This window comes from Streptomyces sp. NEAU-174 (genome assembly GCF_052665095.1).
On record NZ_JBQTCE010000001.1, the window covers coordinates 150,344 to 167,573 of the forward strand.

At 71.8% G+C, this 17,230-nt stretch carries 14 protein-coding genes; 3 read left to right on the plus strand and 11 right to left on the minus strand.

Annotation, left to right across the window (positions count from 1 at the left end; genetic code table 11):
- Positions 1-12 precede the first annotated feature (12 nt).
- From ACT2CW_RS00650 to ACT2CW_RS00665, 4 genes are all read right to left on the minus strand, one after another.
- Entirely contained in the window at positions 13-780 is a 768-nt protein-coding gene (locus ACT2CW_RS00650; protein WP_445515140.1) for a LuxR C-terminal-related transcriptional regulator, read from the minus strand.
- A complete protein-coding gene (locus ACT2CW_RS00655; RefSeq protein WP_138915160.1) occupies positions 777-2,054 on the minus strand; it encodes a PspC domain-containing protein in 1,278 nt (425 codons plus the stop codon). The genes ACT2CW_RS00650 and ACT2CW_RS00655 overlap by 4 nt, the downstream gene beginning before the upstream one ends.
- A 152-nt stretch (positions 2,055-2,206) precedes the next feature.
- Positions 2,207-2,434 (minus strand): hypothetical protein, encoded by a 228-nt coding sequence (locus ACT2CW_RS00660; RefSeq protein ID WP_206282244.1) that lies wholly within the window; start codon positions 2,432-2,434, stop codon positions 2,207-2,209.
- A 92-nt stretch (positions 2,435-2,526) separates the two neighbouring features.
- Entirely contained in the window at positions 2,527-3,837 is a 1,311-nt protein-coding gene (locus ACT2CW_RS00665; protein WP_445515141.1) for a PspC domain-containing protein, read from the minus strand.
- Between the two features lie 125 nt (positions 3,838-3,962).
- Here ACT2CW_RS00665 and ACT2CW_RS00670 point away from each other — a divergent pair, with 125 nt between their 5' ends.
- Entirely contained in the window at positions 3,963-5,840 is a 1,878-nt protein-coding gene (locus ACT2CW_RS00670; protein WP_445515142.1) for a protein kinase domain-containing protein, read from the plus strand.
- 129 nt (positions 5,841-5,969) lie between these two features.
- On the opposite strand, the gene ACT2CW_RS00675 is transcribed toward ACT2CW_RS00670, so the two are convergent.
- The 5 genes from ACT2CW_RS00675 to guaA form a co-directional block, all read right to left on the minus strand.
- The gene (locus ACT2CW_RS00675; protein ID WP_445515654.1) at positions 5,970-6,500 is read right to left on the minus strand and encodes a DoxX family protein; all 531 of its coding nucleotides are present in this window, start codon (positions 6,498-6,500) and stop codon (positions 5,970-5,972) included.
- Between the two features lie 139 nt (positions 6,501-6,639).
- Positions 6,640-7,935, minus strand: coding sequence for a hypothetical protein (locus ACT2CW_RS00680; RefSeq protein WP_445515143.1), 1,296 nt, complete (start codon positions 7,933-7,935; stop codon positions 6,640-6,642).
- 105 nt (positions 7,936-8,040) lie between these two features.
- The gene (locus ACT2CW_RS00685) at positions 8,041-8,838 is read right to left on the minus strand and encodes a class II aldolase/adducin family protein (RefSeq protein WP_445515144.1); all 798 of its coding nucleotides are present in this window, start codon (positions 8,836-8,838) and stop codon (positions 8,041-8,043) included.
- Positions 8,839-8,913: 75 nt separating this feature from the next.
- The gene (locus ACT2CW_RS00690; RefSeq protein ID WP_164425474.1) at positions 8,914-9,501 is read right to left on the minus strand and encodes a Uma2 family endonuclease; all 588 of its coding nucleotides are present in this window, start codon (positions 9,499-9,501) and stop codon (positions 8,914-8,916) included.
- A gap of 139 nt (positions 9,502-9,640) precedes the next feature.
- A complete protein-coding gene (gene guaA, locus ACT2CW_RS00695) occupies positions 9,641-11,227 on the minus strand; it encodes a glutamine-hydrolyzing GMP synthase (protein ID WP_445515145.1) in 1,587 nt (528 codons plus the stop codon).
- Between the two features lie 306 nt (positions 11,228-11,533).
- Here guaA and ACT2CW_RS00700 point away from each other — a divergent pair, with 306 nt between their 5' ends.
- Both ACT2CW_RS00700 and ACT2CW_RS00705 read left to right on the plus strand, forming a co-directional pair.
- Positions 11,534-11,803, plus strand: coding sequence for a chorismate mutase (locus ACT2CW_RS00700; RefSeq protein ID WP_037958308.1), 270 nt, complete (start codon positions 11,534-11,536; stop codon positions 11,801-11,803).
- A 747-nt stretch (positions 11,804-12,550) separates the two neighbouring features.
- Positions 12,551-13,570 (plus strand): LAETG motif-containing sortase-dependent surface protein, encoded by a 1,020-nt coding sequence (locus ACT2CW_RS00705; RefSeq protein WP_445515146.1) that lies wholly within the window; start codon positions 12,551-12,553, stop codon positions 13,568-13,570.
- 98 nt (positions 13,571-13,668) lie between these two features.
- Here ACT2CW_RS00705 and ACT2CW_RS00710 read toward each other — a convergent pair whose 3' ends face one another.
- Together ACT2CW_RS00710 and ACT2CW_RS00715 are read right to left on the minus strand one after the other, a co-directional pair.
- A complete protein-coding gene (locus tag ACT2CW_RS00710; RefSeq protein WP_445515655.1) occupies positions 13,669-15,423 on the minus strand; it encodes a GMC oxidoreductase in 1,755 nt (584 codons plus the stop codon).
- A 181-nt stretch (positions 15,424-15,604) separates the two neighbouring features.
- Positions 15,605-17,215 carry a succinic semialdehyde dehydrogenase gene (locus ACT2CW_RS00715; protein ID WP_445515147.1) on the minus strand — a complete coding sequence of 537 codons (1,611 nt, stop codon included), beginning with the start codon at positions 17,213-17,215 and terminating at the stop codon, positions 15,605-15,607.
- Positions 17,216-17,230 lie beyond the last annotated feature (15 nt).

Here is a 17,230-nt window from a genome sequence, read left to right on the forward strand (position 1 = left end):
CGAGCCCGAGGCTCAGACCAGGCGGCGGGCCGTCGCCCAGCGGGTCAGCTCATGCCGGTTGGAGAGCTGGAGCTTGCGGAGCACCGCCGAGACATGGCTCTCGACCGTCTTCACCGAGATGAACAGCTGCTTGGCGATCTCCTTGTAGGCGTAGCCGCGCGCGATCAGGCGCAGCACCTCGCGCTCACGCTGGGTGAGCCGGTCCAGGTCCTCGTCCACGGGCGGGGCGTCGGTGGAGGCGAAGGCGTCGAGCACGAAACCGGCGAGGCGCGGGGAGAAGACCGCGTCGCCCTCGGAGACCCGGAAGATCGCGTCCACGAGGTCGGTGCCGGTGATGGTCTTGGTCACATAGCCGCGGGCGCCGCCGCGGATGACGCCGATGACGTCCTCGGCGGCGTCCGAGACGGACAGCGCGAGGAAGCGCACCGGGCGGTCCTGGTCGGCCATCATCGAGGCGCTGCGGCGCAGCACCTCGACGCCGCCCCCGCCGGGGAGGTGGACGTCGAGCAGCACGACCTCGGGGCGGGTCGCGGTGATCACGGTCACGGCCTGGTCGACGTCGGCCGCCTCGCCGACCACCTCGACACCGGTCCGGGCCGTCTCCCCGATCTCGGCCTGCACCCCGGTGCGGAACATGCGGTGGTCGTCCACGAGCACCACGCGCACCCGCCGCGCCGCCTCGGCGTCGCCCGCCCCGGAGCCCCCGGCGCCCCCGGCGCCCGGCACACCCTGCGCCCCGGGGCCGCTCGCCGCGTTCGTACCGCCCGTCGCGTCGGTCATGTCGTCGCCGCCCTCTCCATCTCCAGCTCCACTTCCGTGCCCCCGTCCGGCGCGGATCTCAGCCGCGCCGTGCCGCCGTTCCGCTGCATCCGGCCGATGATCGATTCGCGTACGCCCATCCGGTCCTCCGGCACCGCGTCCACGTCGAAGCCGGGGCCGCGGTCGCGCACAGAGATGAACACCGTGGCCCCCTCGACCTCGGCGAAGACCTGGACGGCCCCGCCGTCGCCACCGTACTTGGCCGCGTTGACCATCGCCTCGCGCGCCGCCTGTATCTGTGCGCCCAGTTTCTCGTCCAGGGGGCAGTCGCCGACCACCACCACCTCGATCGGGACGCCGTGGTGGTCCTCGACCTCCGCCGCCGTCTTCTTCACCGCCTCCGCCAGGGTGTCCGGCTCCTCGGCCTCGTCCTTGCCCGTGCCCTCCGGCCGGTAGAGCCACGCGCGCAGCTCCCGCTCCTGGGCGCGGGCGAGCCGGGCCACCTCACGGGGGTCCTCCGCGTTGCGCTGGATCAGGGTGAGGGTGTGCAGCACGGAGTCATGGACGTGGGCCGCCACCTCCGCCCGCTCCTGCGCGCGGATGCGCATCAGCCGTTCCTCGGAGAGGTCCTGCGTCATCCGCACCACATACGGGCCCGCCAGCAGCGCGATGCCGACAAGGACGGCCAGGGCGGCCTGGAGCACGGCCCCCAGGTGCTTGGCCGAGCCCTGGAGGACGACGATCCCGGACACCCCGGCGGCCACCAGTACGACCCCCGTGGCGCCACGGGCCAGCGGCAGGACCCGCTTGCTGCGGCTGAGCTCGACCCACTGGGCGCGGCGGGCGTTGTCCGCCTGACGCCAGAAGAGGGCGACGCCCGCGCCGATGAGGAGGAGCGGCCAGATGTAGGTGTTGGCGCGGCCCAGGTGGAACCCCTGGACGAAGATCCCCATGCCGACGAAGAGGGCGACCAGCGCGATGATCTGGCCCCGCTCCGGCCTGCGGGCCAGGATCCGGCGGCGGCCGTCGGGGCCCACGGTGGTGAGCGGGCGCGCGGCGGTCGTCTCCACGCCGCCGACGCCGAGCGGGACGATGAACCAGAAGAGCGCGTAGACGAGCGCGCCGAATCCCTCCGCCATGAACAGCGCGATGAAGACGATCCGCACCCACAGGACCGGCAGCCCGAGATGGCCCGCGAGCCCGCGCGCCACACCGCCGAGGAGGCGGCCTTCGGCACTGCGGTAGAGCTTGCGCGGGGGTGGCTCGGGAGCCGTGGGGGGCACTGCGGCGGTCATGGCTCGATCGTCACACGTCCGGCCGACAACGGGTATCAGGGTCGCCCCTGATCGTTCCCCGACCTGGGCCCCGGGGCTGGGGCCCTCCGCACCCCCGGGACCGCCGCGCCCCGGGACCGCCGCACCCCCGGGGCTCCGAGCCCCCGCCCCCGTCAGTCGTCCGGCGTCGCCCTGCCCGACCGGCGGCGGAGGCCGTACGTGAGGGCCGAGATCAGGGCCGCGACGCAGAGGCCGCACAGGAGGGCCGGGAGGGCGATTTCCGGCCGGACGTCCCACTCCCCGGCCGCGTCCATCCCGTACGCGGCGGCCACGCCCAGGATCACCAGCCCGGCCACCAGCTTGCCCGGCTCGAACGGATGGCGGGACCGGTCGGGGGACACCTGCCCCAACGAGTGACCACGCAAGTGACCGCGCAAGTGACCGCGCAAGTGACCACGCGAGTGATCGAACCGATGGCCGAACGAACGGCGCCTCATGAGCGCTTCACCTCCACCGCACCCAGCCCCAGCTCCAGCTTCAGCGAGACCGTCCCCACGGCCTTGCCGCCGCCCACCGGCTCCAGGGTGAGCCTGCGCTCCCGGTCCGGGCCGATGTCGACGTTGTGCTTGTCCCGCTGCCGGCCCGGCAGCCAGATGTCGCCGATCCCGACCTCGATGTCCAGCCTCACCCGGGCGTCGCGCGGGACCGTCACGGCCAGCTTGCCCGCGCCCATCTCCACCCGGCTGGAGACGGAGCTGCCCGCTTCCAGGGGCAGCCGGTCCAGCTTCAACTCGGCGACACCGCCGCCCAGCTCATAGCCGTCGCGCAGCGACGCCACCGAGGTCGGGGCCCAGGTGCGCCGGGCCCAGTCGGGGGTGACGGCGTCCGGTAGCGCGGCCGCGCCCGCCAGCAGCGCGCTCGTCAGCAGCGCGAGGAAGACCGTGCCGCCACCGGCCCGCCCCCAGCGGGAGCCGATGACGAGGGCGAGCCCGAAGACCCCCAGCGCGCAGGCGAACCCGATCTCGAGGCTGGTGCCCAGCGGCTGCGAGGACCACCCCGCCCGCGCCCCCACCACGGCGGCGGCGACCGCCACCAGGAAGGCCCAGCCGCCGATCGAGGCCCGGTCCGGCACCCGGCGGGCCCGCTCCGCCTTCGCCTCCCGCTTGTCGTACGGGCCGTCGTCCGGCCCCCACAGATAGCCGGTCCGCGACCCGGCCCCGGCGCCGAGCGGCCCGGTCGTACCGTCCTTGACGATCGGGTCGCGCCACCAGGACGGGCCGGGGCCGCCGCGCGTGGGCGGCGCCTTGGTCTCGGGCGGCGCGTCGGCGACGGCCTGGGCCGTGGCCGCGTCCACCGCGCCCACGCTCTCCGCCTGCCGCCGGTGGTGCGACCAATAGCCCGCACCGGCAGCCGCGAGGGCGAGCATGAACGAGAAGTACATGACGCCGCCGTTGTTGAGCATCGACAGGAAGAGCCCGCAGCCCACCAGCGCCACCAACACCGCCGTCAGGCCGGGGCCCTCGACCCGGCCCGAGAGCAGCCTGCGCCCCTCGTTCTCGTCCTCGCCGTGGAACGGGATCAGCAGCCAGCAGAACCCGTACACGATCAGACCGAGGCCGCCCGCGACGGCCAGCACCGACAGCACCACCCGGAAGATCACCGGGTCCAGATCGCAGTAGCGGCCGAGCCCTCCGCAGACCCCCGAGATCACCTTATGGTCACGACTGCGCCGAAGGGGCGTCTGTGACAGGCGGGAACCGGACGCGGCCTCGGCCTCGTCCGCCACGGTGGGTGCTTCGGTCATGCGTCCATGGTGACAACAGGGCCGTACTCGCGACATCCGGCATGCCCCTAGGTCTTCCCTGAGATCTCCCCGGGGGTCACGGCGGCTATCGTGTCGCATCGAACGTGTGCGGGGAGGGGAAAGCGGTGTCGGACGAAGGCCACCTGATAGCCGGACGTTACCGCCTGGTCGAGAAGATCGGCCGTGGTGGCATGGGCACGGTGTGGCGCGCCGAGGACGAACTGCTGGGCCGCCAGGTCGCGGTCAAGCAGCTCTATGTCTCTCCCCACCTGGCCGAGGACGAGCTGACGACCCTGCACGAACGCACCCGCCGCGAGGCGCGCAGCGCGGCGCGCATCACCCACCCCAACGTGGTCGTGGTCCATGACGTGGTGGACCACCACGGACTGCCGTGCATCGTCATGGAGTACGTGCCCTCCACGACCCTCGCCGACCTGCTGAAGGACGGCGGACGGGTCTCGCCCGACGAGGCCGCCCGCATCGGCCGCGGCATGATCGCCGCGCTGCGCGCCGCGCACGCGGCCGGGGTGCTGCACCGGGACGTCAAGCCCGGCAATGTGCTGCTCGGCCCCGAAGGCCGGGTCGTGCTCACGGACTTCGGCATCGCCATGGCCACCGGCACCTCGACGCTGACCAAGACCGGCGAGGTCGTCGGCTCCATCGACTACATCGCGCCCGAGCGGGTCAGGGGCCGCAAACCCGGCCCCGCGTCGGACCTCTGGGCGCTGGGGGCGACGCTCTATCAGGCGGTCGAGGGGCGGCCGCCGTTCCGCAAGGCCACGGCGATCGAGACGGGTTACGCGATCGCCGTCGATCCGCTGGATCCGCCCAAACGGGCGGGCGCGCTGACCTCGTTGATCGAGCGCCTGCTGGCCAAGGAGCCGGAGCTGCGGCCCACGGCCGAGGAGACCGAACGGGGGCTGCGGCTCCCGGCCTCGGAGCCCGAGACGACATCGCTCCAGACGTCGCCGCTCGACACGACCACCAAGAATCCGCCGATCGACGCGACCATGAATCTGTCGACGCGGCGGGAGCCCGGTACGGGCACGGACCGGGCCACGGGCCCGGACGCGCACTCCGCGCCGAACGGGGCCACGACATCGACCCCGTATCAACACACGACCCACACACCGAGCACTCCGCACAACGCGACGAGCGCTCAGCACAACCCGCTGAACGCTTCGCACACTCCGAGCACACCGCACGCGTCGGACCCACGGATCCCCTCGCACCCCCCGGGCACCGGGAACACGCCCGGCGCACCGCACACCCCGCCCACGGCAACGCCGTTCACCGCGTCGACGCCGTCCATGACCGCCCCCCAGACGCCGGTGCCCCCGCCCGGCCCCGCTCCGGCGCGCAAGAGCCGTAAGGCAGTGTGGACCGCCGCGGCGACCTCCCTGGCGGTCGTGGCCGTGGCGGGCGGCGTCTATGTCTTCGGCCTCGACCACGACAACGGCGGAGGGAACGGCGGGGGATCCTCCGCCACGGGCAACCCGTCGGCCTCCCCGGCCAAGCCGTACACCCCGCCGTCCGGCTACCACATCGTCAAGGAGAAGAAGTTCGGCTTCTCCCTCCCCATCCCCGACGGCTGGTCCCGCCAGGAGCAGAACGACCCCGACGGCAACACGGTCGACCGCACCCAGGAGGTCCGCTACCTCGACCCCAACGGGCTGGCCGGTTTCCGGATCAACGTCCTGGACTTCGCCTCCGGCAACCAGGTCCAGCACTTCGAGGACCTCGAGGTCGCGTTCAAGGACAAGAAGGAGTACCCGATCTACGAGCGGTTGCGGCTCCAGGAGACGAAGTACCAGGGCATGCCCGCCGCGATCTGGGAGTTCAAATTCCGCGGCGAGGTCCGGATGTTCCGCGCGATCGACCTCGGCTTCGGCAATGAGGGCGACAAGGAGTACGCGATCTACCTGAGCGCCCCGGACGCGGACTGGAGCACCTACCGGCCGATCTTCGACGAGGTACGGGACGGCTTCCGCATCATCAAATGACGGAGTGAGTGACGGGGCAGAGCGCAGGGGCACGCGCCCGCGCGAAGAGGCAAGCCCCGCGTGAGAGGCGAGCCCCGCGCGAAGAGGCGCGCCCCCGCGAGGAGACGCGCCTCCCGTGAGAGCCGCGGGCTAGGCGAAGAGCTGCGAGCCCTGCCGGCGCCGGCGCCGGGAGATGACGACGTCCAGGGAGAGATACGGCGCCCCGGCCAGCACCAGCGGCAGCCACGCCATCAGATAGGCCAGGTCGTTGCCGTAGTAGTACGGGTCCGACTGCCAGCTGACGGTGAGCCACAGGCTCAGCGAGATCAGCGCGCCGCCGAAGGCGGCCAGGCGGGAGAGGAGGCCCACCAGGATGCCGAGGCCGACGGCCAGTTCGCCGTAGGCCATGGCGTAACCGAAGGCGGTGGGGTCCTTGAGGGCCTGGTCGACCAGCCACGGCACGGCCGAGCTGCCCCGCACCTGACGCATCAGCTCGCCGATCGAGCCCGAGCCCGAGTCGGACAGGAAGGCCGAGTCGGTGAGCTTGTCGATACCGGCGTAGACGAAGGTGACACCGAGGAAGATCCGCAGCGGCAGCAGCGCGTAACGGCCGGCGGTGGCTCTGATCCCCACGGACTGCTGCTGCCCGCCTATGCCGCTCACTCCGCCCATCCCGCCCATACCGTGCACGCTCCCGCCACTGCCCGCCGTACCCGAACCGGCCATACGATCCGCGTGTCTCATGCCGCCCGCCTCTCCCTCACCCCGCCATTTGGTTGCGTGTTCGACGAAACCATACGGAGCGGTCTGCCGGAACGACTCAGTCCATAACATCGATGGGATAGCGGTTGGTCTCCGCCCCCGAGGCCGTCACGACCTGCACATCCACCCGGCCCGGCTCCACGTCCACCGGGACCGGCACGGTGAGCGCGGTGTCCGTGGGGCTGCTGAAGCCCCCGGCCACCGGGACCAGCGGGACATGGACATGCACCGCGCCGATGCGGACGACCAGCTTGGCCAGCCGGTCCGGGTCCTGGGCGCCGGGCGGGACGAAGCCGCTGCCGCGGATCTCGATGTCGTCGCCGGTGCGGATCGGGGCGTCGCGGTCGATGGCGCCCTCCTCGGGGAGGGCCCGTACGACGGACAGCACGGTCGGGCGGCCGCCCTCCGCGTACTTCCCGGTCAGGTACATCACCACCGACACGGCCGCCAGCAGCGCCAGGCCCCACGGCACATCGGGCGGCTGCCACGGCTCGCGGGCGAGGCGGACGGCGGTGAACGCGAGGGCCACGGTGTGGACGACGATGTACTGCACATCGGCGAAGCTGCCGCGGCCCGCGTCGTCGGTCAGCAGATCGGCGGCGCGCGGGCGTACGGCCCGCACCTTCTGGAGCCGCTGCGCCCGCACCCGGGCCGCCACGACGAGCCGTGCCAGCACCGCGGCCACACATGTCAACGCGGCGACCGTAAGGAGCCCGGCGGTGTGGTCGAGGGCGAGCCCGTCGGTCAGCCGCTGCCGGTCGCCCGGGGCCACCGCCAGTTCGACGCCGAGCACCAGCACCGCGAAGACCGCGATCAGCAGCCAGGCGGCGGCGACGGTACGGGAAGTGGAGAGGCGGTTGTCCTCGCCGACGAGCGGGGCGAGCGGGCCGCCGTCCGCGCGGTGCAGCCGGGCGGTGAGGGTCAGCAGCGCGGCGGTGACCACGGCGGCGGTGAGCCCGGCGGTCCGCGCGACCGACCAGCCCGCGCCGATCGCGGTGGCCAACTGGCCGATCAGCAGCGCCCCGGCCGCGCCCCACACCACGAACACCGTGCGCAGCCACACCCGGTGGCGCCAGGCCGAGGTCTCGGCGCGGCCGCTGTCGGCGACCGAACGGGCCGCGTGGGCCAGCTCGTCCGAGACCCACTGCCGGGACGCCCCGGCCGAGTGGGCGAGAGCCTTGGGAAGGCCCTCTCCGGCCGCGAAACGCTCCCGCAGGGCCACGAACGTGGCCACCGCCCTCCGGTGGCCCTCACGGGCCCCCTGAGGGCATTCACAGCCCTTGTGGCCGTGCGGGTGCCCATGGGGATGCTGTCCCTCTGCCGTCGTGGCGTTCTCCGCCTGTTCCACCGCCACGCGGGTCGCTCCGTCGTTCACTCGTTCCGTACGGGACCGTGGGTTCACACGGCACCGCCCAACTGTCATGTGTTGAGAGGGGATTGTGCCGCACCGCGGAGGGTGTCAGCTCAGCAGGTCCGGCTCATCGCGGGTGATCTGCAAATACAGAGGTTGATAGTTGATCCACGCCACAAGATCGTTTCCCAGCTGCTCACGCGTCCGCATCGCGTCGGCGTAGTCGATGGGCACCGGCTTGCCCGACGCCTTGGCGGTCAGCTGCACCTGGGCGGCCCGCTCCATCGTGATGAACCACCACGCGGCCGCGTCGACCGAGTCCCCGACCGTCAGCAGACCGCGATTGCGCAGGATGAGGGCCTTGTGGCCGCCGAGCGCGGCGGCGATCGCGCGCCCCTCGTCCTCGTCCACGACGACCCCCGTGGTGCCCCCGTAGACCGCGTGGTCCTCGAAGAAGGCGCAGACCTCCTGGGTGATCGGCTCCAGCGGCTCGCCGAGCGCGGCCAGCGCCCGGCCGTGCACCGAGCGGCTGTGCGCGACGGCCACGACGTCCGGTCGCGCCTGATGCACGGACGAGTGAACGACGAAGGCCGCCTGGTTGACGTGGGCGCGTCCCTCGACCACCTGGCCCGCCTCATTGACGAGGAGCAGATCGCTCACGGTGATGTGGCCGAAGGGCGTGCCGAACGGATTCACCCAGTAGCAGTCGGTGAACTCCGGGTCCCGCACGGTGATGTGGCCCGCGACCCCCTCCTCGTACCCGAACCGCCCGAACAGGCGCAGCGCCGCCGCCAGCCGCTCCTTGCGGTAGCGGCGCTCGTCGTGGTGGGAGGTGTGCTGCGGGGGCATGGTGAACCGCAGCTGATCGGTCGGTATCGGGGTGGGGGTCTGCGGCTGGTTCGTCATCGGCAGCTCCGCTCCTCAGGTGTGCTGGAGCGGAAGCTACCTCTGGGTATCGCAGGAGGCCAGAGTCAGGGCCCGCTACAGGTGGTCGATCTCGGTGAGGTCGATGTCGATGGTGAAGGGGACCGAGAGCTTGAGCCGGTTGTGGTGGATACCGGTAAGGCCGTAGGTGCTTGTGGCCTCGTCCAGTTCGAAGACGTGGACGACCGGATATCCGTCCTCGCCGTGCTCCACCCGCCAGAAGTGTCGGATACCTGCCTCGGCATAGAGCTGCGGCTTGCGCTTGCGGTCCCGCACCGCCGACTCCGGGGAGACCACCTCCACCACCAGCTCGACGTCCTTCACCTCGTAACGCGACTCCTCCGGACCGATCACGGCCTCGGCCCGGATCACGAAGAGGTCCGGTTCGGGCGCCTGGCGCTCGTTGATGACCACGTTCATCTCCCGCCGGACCCGCCGGTCACCGGGCACTGTCTTTCGCAGGCCGAATACCAGCACTTCGATCACCAGAGCGTGGAAACTCCGCTGCGGACTCACGAAAACCAGGCTCCCGTCGATCAACTCGGTGTGCGGCGGGAGGTCAGGCAGACTGAACAAATCGTCCACGGTGTAGCCATCCAGCGGCGGCATCGGCCACGAGGTGGTGTGCGGCGGCTCAGCGGTCATGGTTTCTCCCATGGACGGGATTCTCGGCCGTAGAGCCAGCGTACCCAGCCCGAACGCCGACGCCGCCGCTCAAACGAATGAGCGACGGCGTCGGCGTTTGACGATCAGATGACCATCCGACCCGGAGGGAGCGCGGCGGTCACTCCCACTCGATGGTGCCGGGCGGCTTGCTGGTGATGTCCAGCACCACCCGGTTCACCTGGTCCACCTCATTGGTGATGCGGGTCGAGATCCGCGACAGCACGTCGTACGGCAGCCGCGACCAGTCCGCCGTCATCGCGTCCTCCGAGGAGACCGGGCGCAGCACGATCGGGTGGCCGTAGGTGCGGCCGTCGCCCTGGACGCCGACCGAGCGGACGTCGGCGAGCAGGACCACCGGGCACTGCCAGATGTCGCGGTCCAGACCGGCGGCGGTCAGCTCCTCGCGGGCGATGGCGTCGGCCTCGCGCAGCAGGTCAAGGCGCTCCTTGTTGACCTCGCCGACGATCCGGATACCCAGGCCCGGGCCGGGGAAGGGCTGGCGGTGCACGATCTCGTCCGGCAGGCCGAGTTCCTGGCCGACCATCCGCACCTCGTCCTTGAACAGCCGGCGCAACGGCTCGACCAGCCGGAACTCGATGTCGTCGGGCAGCCCGCCCACATTGTGGTGGGACTTGATGTTGGCCGTGCCGGTGCCGCCGCCGGACTCCACGACATCGGGGTAGAGGGTGCCCTGGACCAGGAACTCCACGGCCTCACCGGCCGCGCCCGCCTCGGCCACCAGCTCGGCCTGCGCCTGCTCGAAGACCCGGATGAACTCCCGGCCGATGATCTTCCGCTTCTCCTCGGGGTCGGAGACCCCGGCGAGCGCGGTGAGGAAGCGCTCCTCGGCCTCGACGACCTTCAGCTGCACGCCGGTGGCCGCCACGAAGTCCTTCTCGACCTGCTCGGACTCGCCCTTGCGCATCAGCCCGTGGTCCACGTAGACGCAGGTCAGCTGGTCGCCGATGGCCTTCTGGACGAGGGCGGCGGCCACGGCGGAGTCCACACCGCCGGACAGCCCGCAGATCGCGCGCTTGGTGCCGACCTGCTCCCGGATCGCGGCCACGGACTCCTCGACCACATTGGTGGTGGTCCAGGTGGGCTCCAGGCCGGCGCCCCGGTAGAGGAAGTGTTCCAGCACCTGCTGGCCGTGGGTGGAGTGCATCACCTCGGGGTGGTGCTGCACGCCGTACAGCCTGCGCTCATCGCATTCGAAGGCCGCGACCGGCACCACATCGGTGGACGCGGTGACGGTGAAGCCCTCGGGGGCCTCGGAGCAGGCGTCGCCGTGCGACATCCACACCTGCTGCTCCTCGGGGGTGCCCGCGAAGAGCGTCGAGCCCTGTTTGGTGACGGTGAGCGCCGTACGGCCGTACTCCCGCGCCCCGGTGTTGTCCACCGTGCCGCCGAGCGCCGTGGCCATCAGCTGGAAGCCGTAGCACATGCCGAAGACCGGGACGCCCGCCTCGAAGATCGCGCGGTCGAGCGTGGGCGCGCCCTCGGCGTAGACCGACGAGGGGCCGCCGGAGAGGATGATCGCCTTGGGGTTCTTGGCGAGCATCTCGGCCACCGGCATGGTGGACGGAACGATCTCGCTGTAGACCCGGGCCTCACGGACCCTGCGGGCGATGAGCTGGGCGTACTGCGCGCCGAAGTCGACGACCAGGACGGTGTCGGGGGCGGCAGCAGGGGACGCTGATGGCACTTCGGCGGCCTTCCGGCGGTGGTGGCGTGCGGTGGAACGGGCTGCGGCGGGGCCACGGCTTCGGGGCGGGACCGCAGGGTTTGGACTTTCGATTCTAACGGGCCCATAATCGACGCCATGTCCACGCGCATGACCTTCGTCTTTACCTATGGCACCGGCCCGTCCGGCTGCCATGGTCGTGCTGCGTAAACACTGACAGCGACTTCCCAGGCGCCCCGGGCCGGCAAAGGCCCGGGGCGTTCTGTCGTTTCTTCCGGGTCTTGGCCGGACTCCAGGGCTCCGCCACACGGACCAGGAGATACGGATATGAGCAGCGGCGTTTCGGCCACAGAGGCCGCCCAGGTGATCGGCACCGCGCGGGAGCGGATCGACGCCCTCGACGGGCAGATCCTCGATCTCGTCCGGGAGCGGATGGCCGTCTCGGCCACCGTCCAGGAGGCACGGATCGCGGCGGGCGGGCGGCGGGTGCACCTCTCCCGCGAGATGGAGATCCTCGACCGCTACCGGCAGCGGCTGGGCAAGCCCGGTACGACGCTCGCCATGACGCTGCTGGAGCTGTGCCGGGGCCGGGTCTGATCCCTCCGCCTTCGCGGCCACGACAGCCGACGCGTAGAGCGGACGCGGACAGCGGACAGGCGAAGGGCCCCGGGAGCGCCCGAACGGGGCGGGCGCCCCCGGGACCCTAGGCGGTCAGCACCGGCGTCAGGGCAGCGCCGGTGCTGAGAGGCGGCGCCGGGGGGTTGCGCCGCTGGCTTATGGGGCCCGTATGTCAGGGGTGTCTGAACGGCGTACGCCCGCGTGGTCGGACCAATGTCGGGGTGTGACCGGGGGCGTTTTCCCTCTCAGCATCGTGGTGGATGCCGAGCGTCGGGCGCAACCGTTTCGACCGGATACGGTCGGCCCCAGGCGTCCCCGGGGCCGACCGTCCTTAGGTGGTGACCGGGCTGCTGTCCCCTGCCGACCGGTCACCTCGCCGAAGCGAGGTCCCACGACGGGCCGCCTGAATCACCACAGGGGCCGCGTCTCATCGCTGCGGCGGATCTGAGCCACGCGTGGATTTTCCGGGCCGCTCCTGGCTGGCGCGGCACCGGGCACAACGAGCCCGCGCGCGGGCCGGTCACCCGCCGTACGGGTGATGACGTGCGAGGCAAGGCACCCCTGGCGGATTCTGTGACCATTCTGTGAGCAACCGTGAGGGCAACCTTTCGGCCATTCGCCTGGTCATGTACGTGCAAACGCACGGCCATCCCGCGCCCCACCGCGACGGCCTTCCACACGCGTATCGCCCACCACGGCGATGCGTACGGACCCAGAGAGGTCTTCATGAAGCTTCGCCGCGCCCTGGCGGCCGCCGCAGCGACGGCCGCCATAGCCCCCGCCGCGCTTCTCGCGGCCCCCGCTGCCTTCGCGGAGACACCGAGCGAGAGCCCGGCGCCGTCCGCCTCCGAGACCGTGACGCAGTCCCCCGAGGACCCGGCGCCGTCGCAGACCCCGACCGACGAGGCCACGCCGACCACCCCGGCGCCGTCCACGTCCGCCACCGAGGCTCCGACCCCCGGCGACCCCTCCGGCACCCCCTCGGGTACCCCGACCGAGACCGCCACCCCGACGCCGACCCCGACCTCGACCTCGACCGAGGTGCCGGGCGACGGCGAGTGCGCGGACGACGGGGACTACAACGAGGACCCGGAGCTCAGCACGACCCTGGTCGGCCTGCCGTCGAAGGTCGTGGCGGGCAGCGGTTTCCATGGCTTCACGTTCCAGGTGAAGAACGAGTCGGACCGCAGCTACCAGCGGGTCGACTTCGGGCTCTTCGCGGGCACGGTGCACGAGTCCGCCCCCGACGGGACGGGCAAGTACCTGACCCTCCAGTACAAGGACCCCGAGTCCGGCGCCTGGAAGGCGATCTCCACCGACGAGAGCGACCCGGGCTCCGGCTACATCGGCTACACCGATGTGCGCCCGCACGAGACCCTTACGGTCGACCTCCGGCTGAGCGTCGCCAAGAGCGCGCCCGAGGGCTTCGGTTACGCCATCAGCGTCGGCGTGTACGCGGACGACGAGGGCAACTGCGTCTACTCGACCGGTGAGTACTACGAGTTCGACGTGTTGAAGGCGGGTTCGGAGCCGGGCCAGGTGCCGCCGGCCGACCCGAAGCCGCAGGGTGGCAAGAAGCCGCTGCCGCACAAGCCCGAGGGCGACACGGAGATCAGCCCGAAGGGCAGCCTGGCCGAAACCGGGTCCTCCTCCGCGCTGCCGATGATCGCCGTGATCGGTGGTGTGGCGATGGCGGCGGGCGGAGGCGCGGTCTTCGTGGTCCGCCGCCGTCGCGCCACGGTCTGACGGTCCTCGCGACGGTTCTGAGGGGCGCCGTACGGGCTGGTCTCCCGGCCCGTACGGCGCCCCTGCGCTCAACTGCCCGGCGCGCAGCCGCCCGGCGCTCAGGCGCGCGGCGGGACCTTCGGCACCGGCAGCAGCGGGAGCCTCAGCGCCCCGAAGGCGTCCGCCGGTACGGCGGGGCTGCGCGGCGGGACGGGCCGCAGGCGCTCATACGGCGCCTCCGGGGCCGGGCGCGGGTCGGACTCGCCCTTGTTGGGCCACAGGGACATCGCCCGCTCGGCCTGGGCCGTGATGGTCAGGGACGGATTGACGCCCAGATTGGCCGAGACGGCGGCGCCGTCGACCACATGGATGCCCGGATGGCCGTAGAGCCGGTGGTACGGGTCGATGACGCCCTCCTCCGGGGACGCCCCGATCGGGCAGCCGCCGAGGAAGTGGGCGGTCAGCGGGGTGCCCATGAGCTCGCCGACGTTGCTGCCCGCGAAGCCGTTGATCGAGTCGGCGATGTGGCGGGCGGCCTCGGCGCCTTCGGGGATGTGGTCCGGGTTGGGCTCGCCGTGGCCCTGGCGGGCGGTGAGCAGCCCCTTCCCCGGCCCCTTCGGCTTGCGGTAGGTGGTCAGCGAGTTGTCGTGCGTCTGCATGACCAGGCCGATGATGGTCCGCTCCGACCAGCGGCGGTTGGACAGCGAGCGCACGGCCAGGGTGGGGTGCCGGAGGTTGGCGCCCAGGAAGCGCAGCCAGCGCGGAACCCGCCCGCCGTGCGGGATCTGGAGGATGGAGAGCATCCCCATCGCGTTGGAGCCCTTGCCGTAGCGGACGGGCTCGATATGGGTGTTCTCGTTCGGGTGGATCGACGAGGTGATCGCGACGCCCCGGGTGAAGTCCGCCCGCCCCTCCCCGCCCCGTGCGCGGCGGTAGCGGCGGTCGGTGGTCTGCGCGCCCACCAGGGCCTCGGAGTTGGTGCGGGTGAGGATGCCGAGCCGCTCCGAGACGCGCGGCAGCAGCCCCTTGTCCCGCATCGTGTGCAGCAGCGTCTGGGTGCCGTACGTACCGGCGGCGAGGACGACGTACCGGGAGCGCAGCGCCTTCGGCTTGCCCTTACGGCGGTTGTCGGTCGGGACGGTGGTGACCGTATAGCCGCCGTGCGGGTCGTCGCACAGGGCGACGACGGTCGTCATCGGGTGGACGGCGGCTCCGGCCCGCTCGGCGAGGTGGAGATAGTTCTCGTTGAGGGTGTTCTTGGCGCCGTGGCGGCAGCCGGTCATGCACTCACCGCACTCCGTGCACGCCTTACGGGCCGGGCCCGCGCCGCCGAAGTACGGATCGGGCACGGCCCCGCCCGGCGCGGCCTTGGTGGTGCCGTCTGCGTCGTGGCCGTCCCCGAAGAAGACCCCCACGGGCGCCATATGGAAGGTGTCGCCCACGCCCATCTTCTCGGCGGCCGCCTTGAGGTGGACATCGGACGGGGTGAGGGTGTGGTTGAGGCGCGCCCCGAGCATCCGCCGCGCCTGGTCGTAGTACGGGCTCAGCTCCTCCTGCCAGTCGGTGATGTGCCCCCACTGGCGGTCCCGGAAGAACGGCTCGGGCGGTACGTAGAGCGTGTTGGCGTAGTTGAGCGAACCGCCCCCGACCCCGGCGCCCGCAAGCACCATGACCTTGCCCAGCACATGGATGCGCTGGATGCCGAAGCAGCCGAGGGCCGGGGCCCAGAGGTAGTTGCGGAGGTCCCAGGAGTTCTTGGGCAGGGTTTCGGGGGTGAACCGGCGGCCCGCCTCGAGGACGCCGACCCGATAGCCCTTCTCGGTCAGCCGCAGGGCCGACACCGATCCGCCGAATCCCGAGCCGATCACGATCACGTCGTAGTCGAAGTCACCGTCGTCGGGATGGGTGTCGGCATGGGTGTCGGCATGGGTGCCGGCATGGGTGCCGGCATGGACGTCGAGGTCGTCGGCGAAGTCCTCGTCGTGGCCGGGCTCTTGTGCCCGCTTTTGGGCAGACTTCTCCCCTGACACTGGTACCTCCATTGAAATGTGCTGGTCAGCGCAGGCGCAGTGCCTTGAGCGCACGCAGGCTGCGGGTCATGAAGTCCGCGTATTTCTCGTCCGTCATCCCGAAGGCCGGGCCGAGCGGCATCAGCCGCTGCTGGGCGACCGTCTGCGGTTCGGTGAACCGGAGGATGCCCTCGGAGCCATGGCGGCGGCCGAGTCCGGAGTCGCCCATGCCGCCCATGGGAGACGCGACGCTGCCGAAGGCGGCGGCGTAGCTCTCGTTGAGGTTGACGGTGCCCGCGCGGAGCCGGGTGGCGATCGCGCGGCCGCGCCGGGCGTCCTTGGTCCAGACGCTGGCGTTCAGACCGTAGGACGTCGCGTTGGCGCGCTCGATGGCCTCGCCCTCGTCGCGGAAGCGGTAGACGGAGACGACCGGGCCGAAGGTCTCCTCGGTGCAGACGGCCATCGGGGACTCCACGCCGTCCAGGATCGTCGGCTCGTAGAAGTACGGGCCGATGTCGGGGCGGGCGCGGCCGCCGGCGAGCACCGTGGCGCCCTTGGAGACGGCCTCGTCCACATGGCGGGTGACGGTCTCCAGCTGGCGCTCCGAGACGAGCGAGCCCATCTCCGCCCCGTACGCCAGGGCGGTGCCGAGCCGCATGGCCTTCGTACGGGCCGCGAAGCGCTCCAGGAAGTCGTCCGCGATCGACTCGTGGACGTACAGCCGCTCCATGGAGATGCACAGCTGCCCGGCGGAGGCGAAGCTGCCGCGCACCGCGCCGTCGACCGCGCGGGCGAGGTCGGCGTCGCGCAGCACCAGCATGGCGTTCTTACCGCCGAGTTCGAGGGAGCAGCCCACCAGGCGGGCGGCGGCGGCCTGGGCCACCTCGCGGCCGGTGCGGGTGGAGCCGGTGAACGCGACGTAGTCGGCGCGCTCGACCACGGCGGGGCCCACCACCGGGCCGTCCCCGATCACGACCTGCCACACCCCGGCCGGAAGGCCGGCCTCCACCATGAGCTCGCGCGCCCACAGGGCGGACAGCGCGGTCTCGGTGTCGGGCTTCATCACCACGGCGTTGCCCGCCACGAAGGCGGGGATCGCATCGCCCACGGAGAGCTGGAGGGGGTAGTTCCAGGGCGCTATGAGGCCCACGACCCCGCGCGGCTGGCGCAGTTCGGTGACCTTGGTGAGGGTGGGCACCGCGCCCAGATGCCCCTTGGGGCGCAGATACGCGGGCGCCTTACGGCCGTAATGGCGGGCCACGATGGCGACGCCCTGGACCTCCTCCTGGGCGTGCAGCCGGGTCTTGCCGGTCTCCAGCTGGATCAGGTCGAGGATCTCCGGCTGGCGGCGCAGCAGCAGATCGTGGAAGCGGAGGAGGACGGCGGCGCGCCGGCGGACGGGGGTGGCGGCCCAGGCCCGCTGGGCGGCACGGGCGTTCTCGAAGGCGGTCGCGACGTCCTCGGGGGTGGACTCGGGCAGGGAGGCGGCGAGGACTTCCCCGGTGAACGGGGTGTGGCTGACGGTGGTGCCGCTGCCGCCGACACCCCGGGTGAGCCGGGTGATCAGCTCGGGAGTGACGACGTCGGCGGCGGTGCGGGTGCCTTCGGGGGCGACCGGGTTGCCGGCGCCGCCCTGCGTGATGTGCGAGTCCGTCATGGGGGCGAGAGTAGG

Bases quoted from the DNA above. Each gene is read 5' to 3' on its own strand.
- ACT2CW_RS00665 (WP_445515141.1), bottom strand. From the start codon at position 3,837: ATGACCGAAGCACCCACCGTGGCGGACGAGGCCGAGGCCGCGTCCGGT.
- ACT2CW_RS00690 (WP_164425474.1), bottom strand. From the start codon at position 9,501: ATGACCGCTGAGCCGCCGCACACCACCTCGTGGCCGATGCCGCCGCTG.
- ACT2CW_RS00655 (WP_138915160.1), bottom strand. From the start codon at position 2,054: ATGACCGCCGCAGTGCCCCCCACGGCTCCCGAGCCACCCCCGCGCAAG.
- ACT2CW_RS00705 (WP_445515146.1), top strand. From the start codon at position 12,551: ATGAAGCTTCGCCGCGCCCTGGCGGCCGCCGCAGCGACGGCCGCCATA.
- ACT2CW_RS00685 (WP_445515144.1), bottom strand. From the start codon at position 8,838: ATGACGAACCAGCCGCAGACCCCCACCCCGATACCGACCGATCAGCTG.
- ACT2CW_RS00650 (WP_445515140.1), bottom strand. From the start codon at position 780: ATGACCGACGCGACGGGCGGTACGAACGCGGCGAGCGGCCCCGGGGCG.
- ACT2CW_RS00715 (WP_445515147.1), bottom strand. From the start codon at position 17,215: ATGACGGACTCGCACATCACGCAGGGCGGCGCCGGCAACCCGGTCGCC.
- ACT2CW_RS00675 (WP_445515654.1), bottom strand. From the start codon at position 6,500: ATGGGCGGGATGGGCGGAGTGAGCGGCATAGGCGGGCAGCAGCAGTCC.
- ACT2CW_RS00700 (WP_037958308.1), top strand. From the start codon at position 11,534: ATGAGCAGCGGCGTTTCGGCCACAGAGGCCGCCCAGGTGATCGGCACC.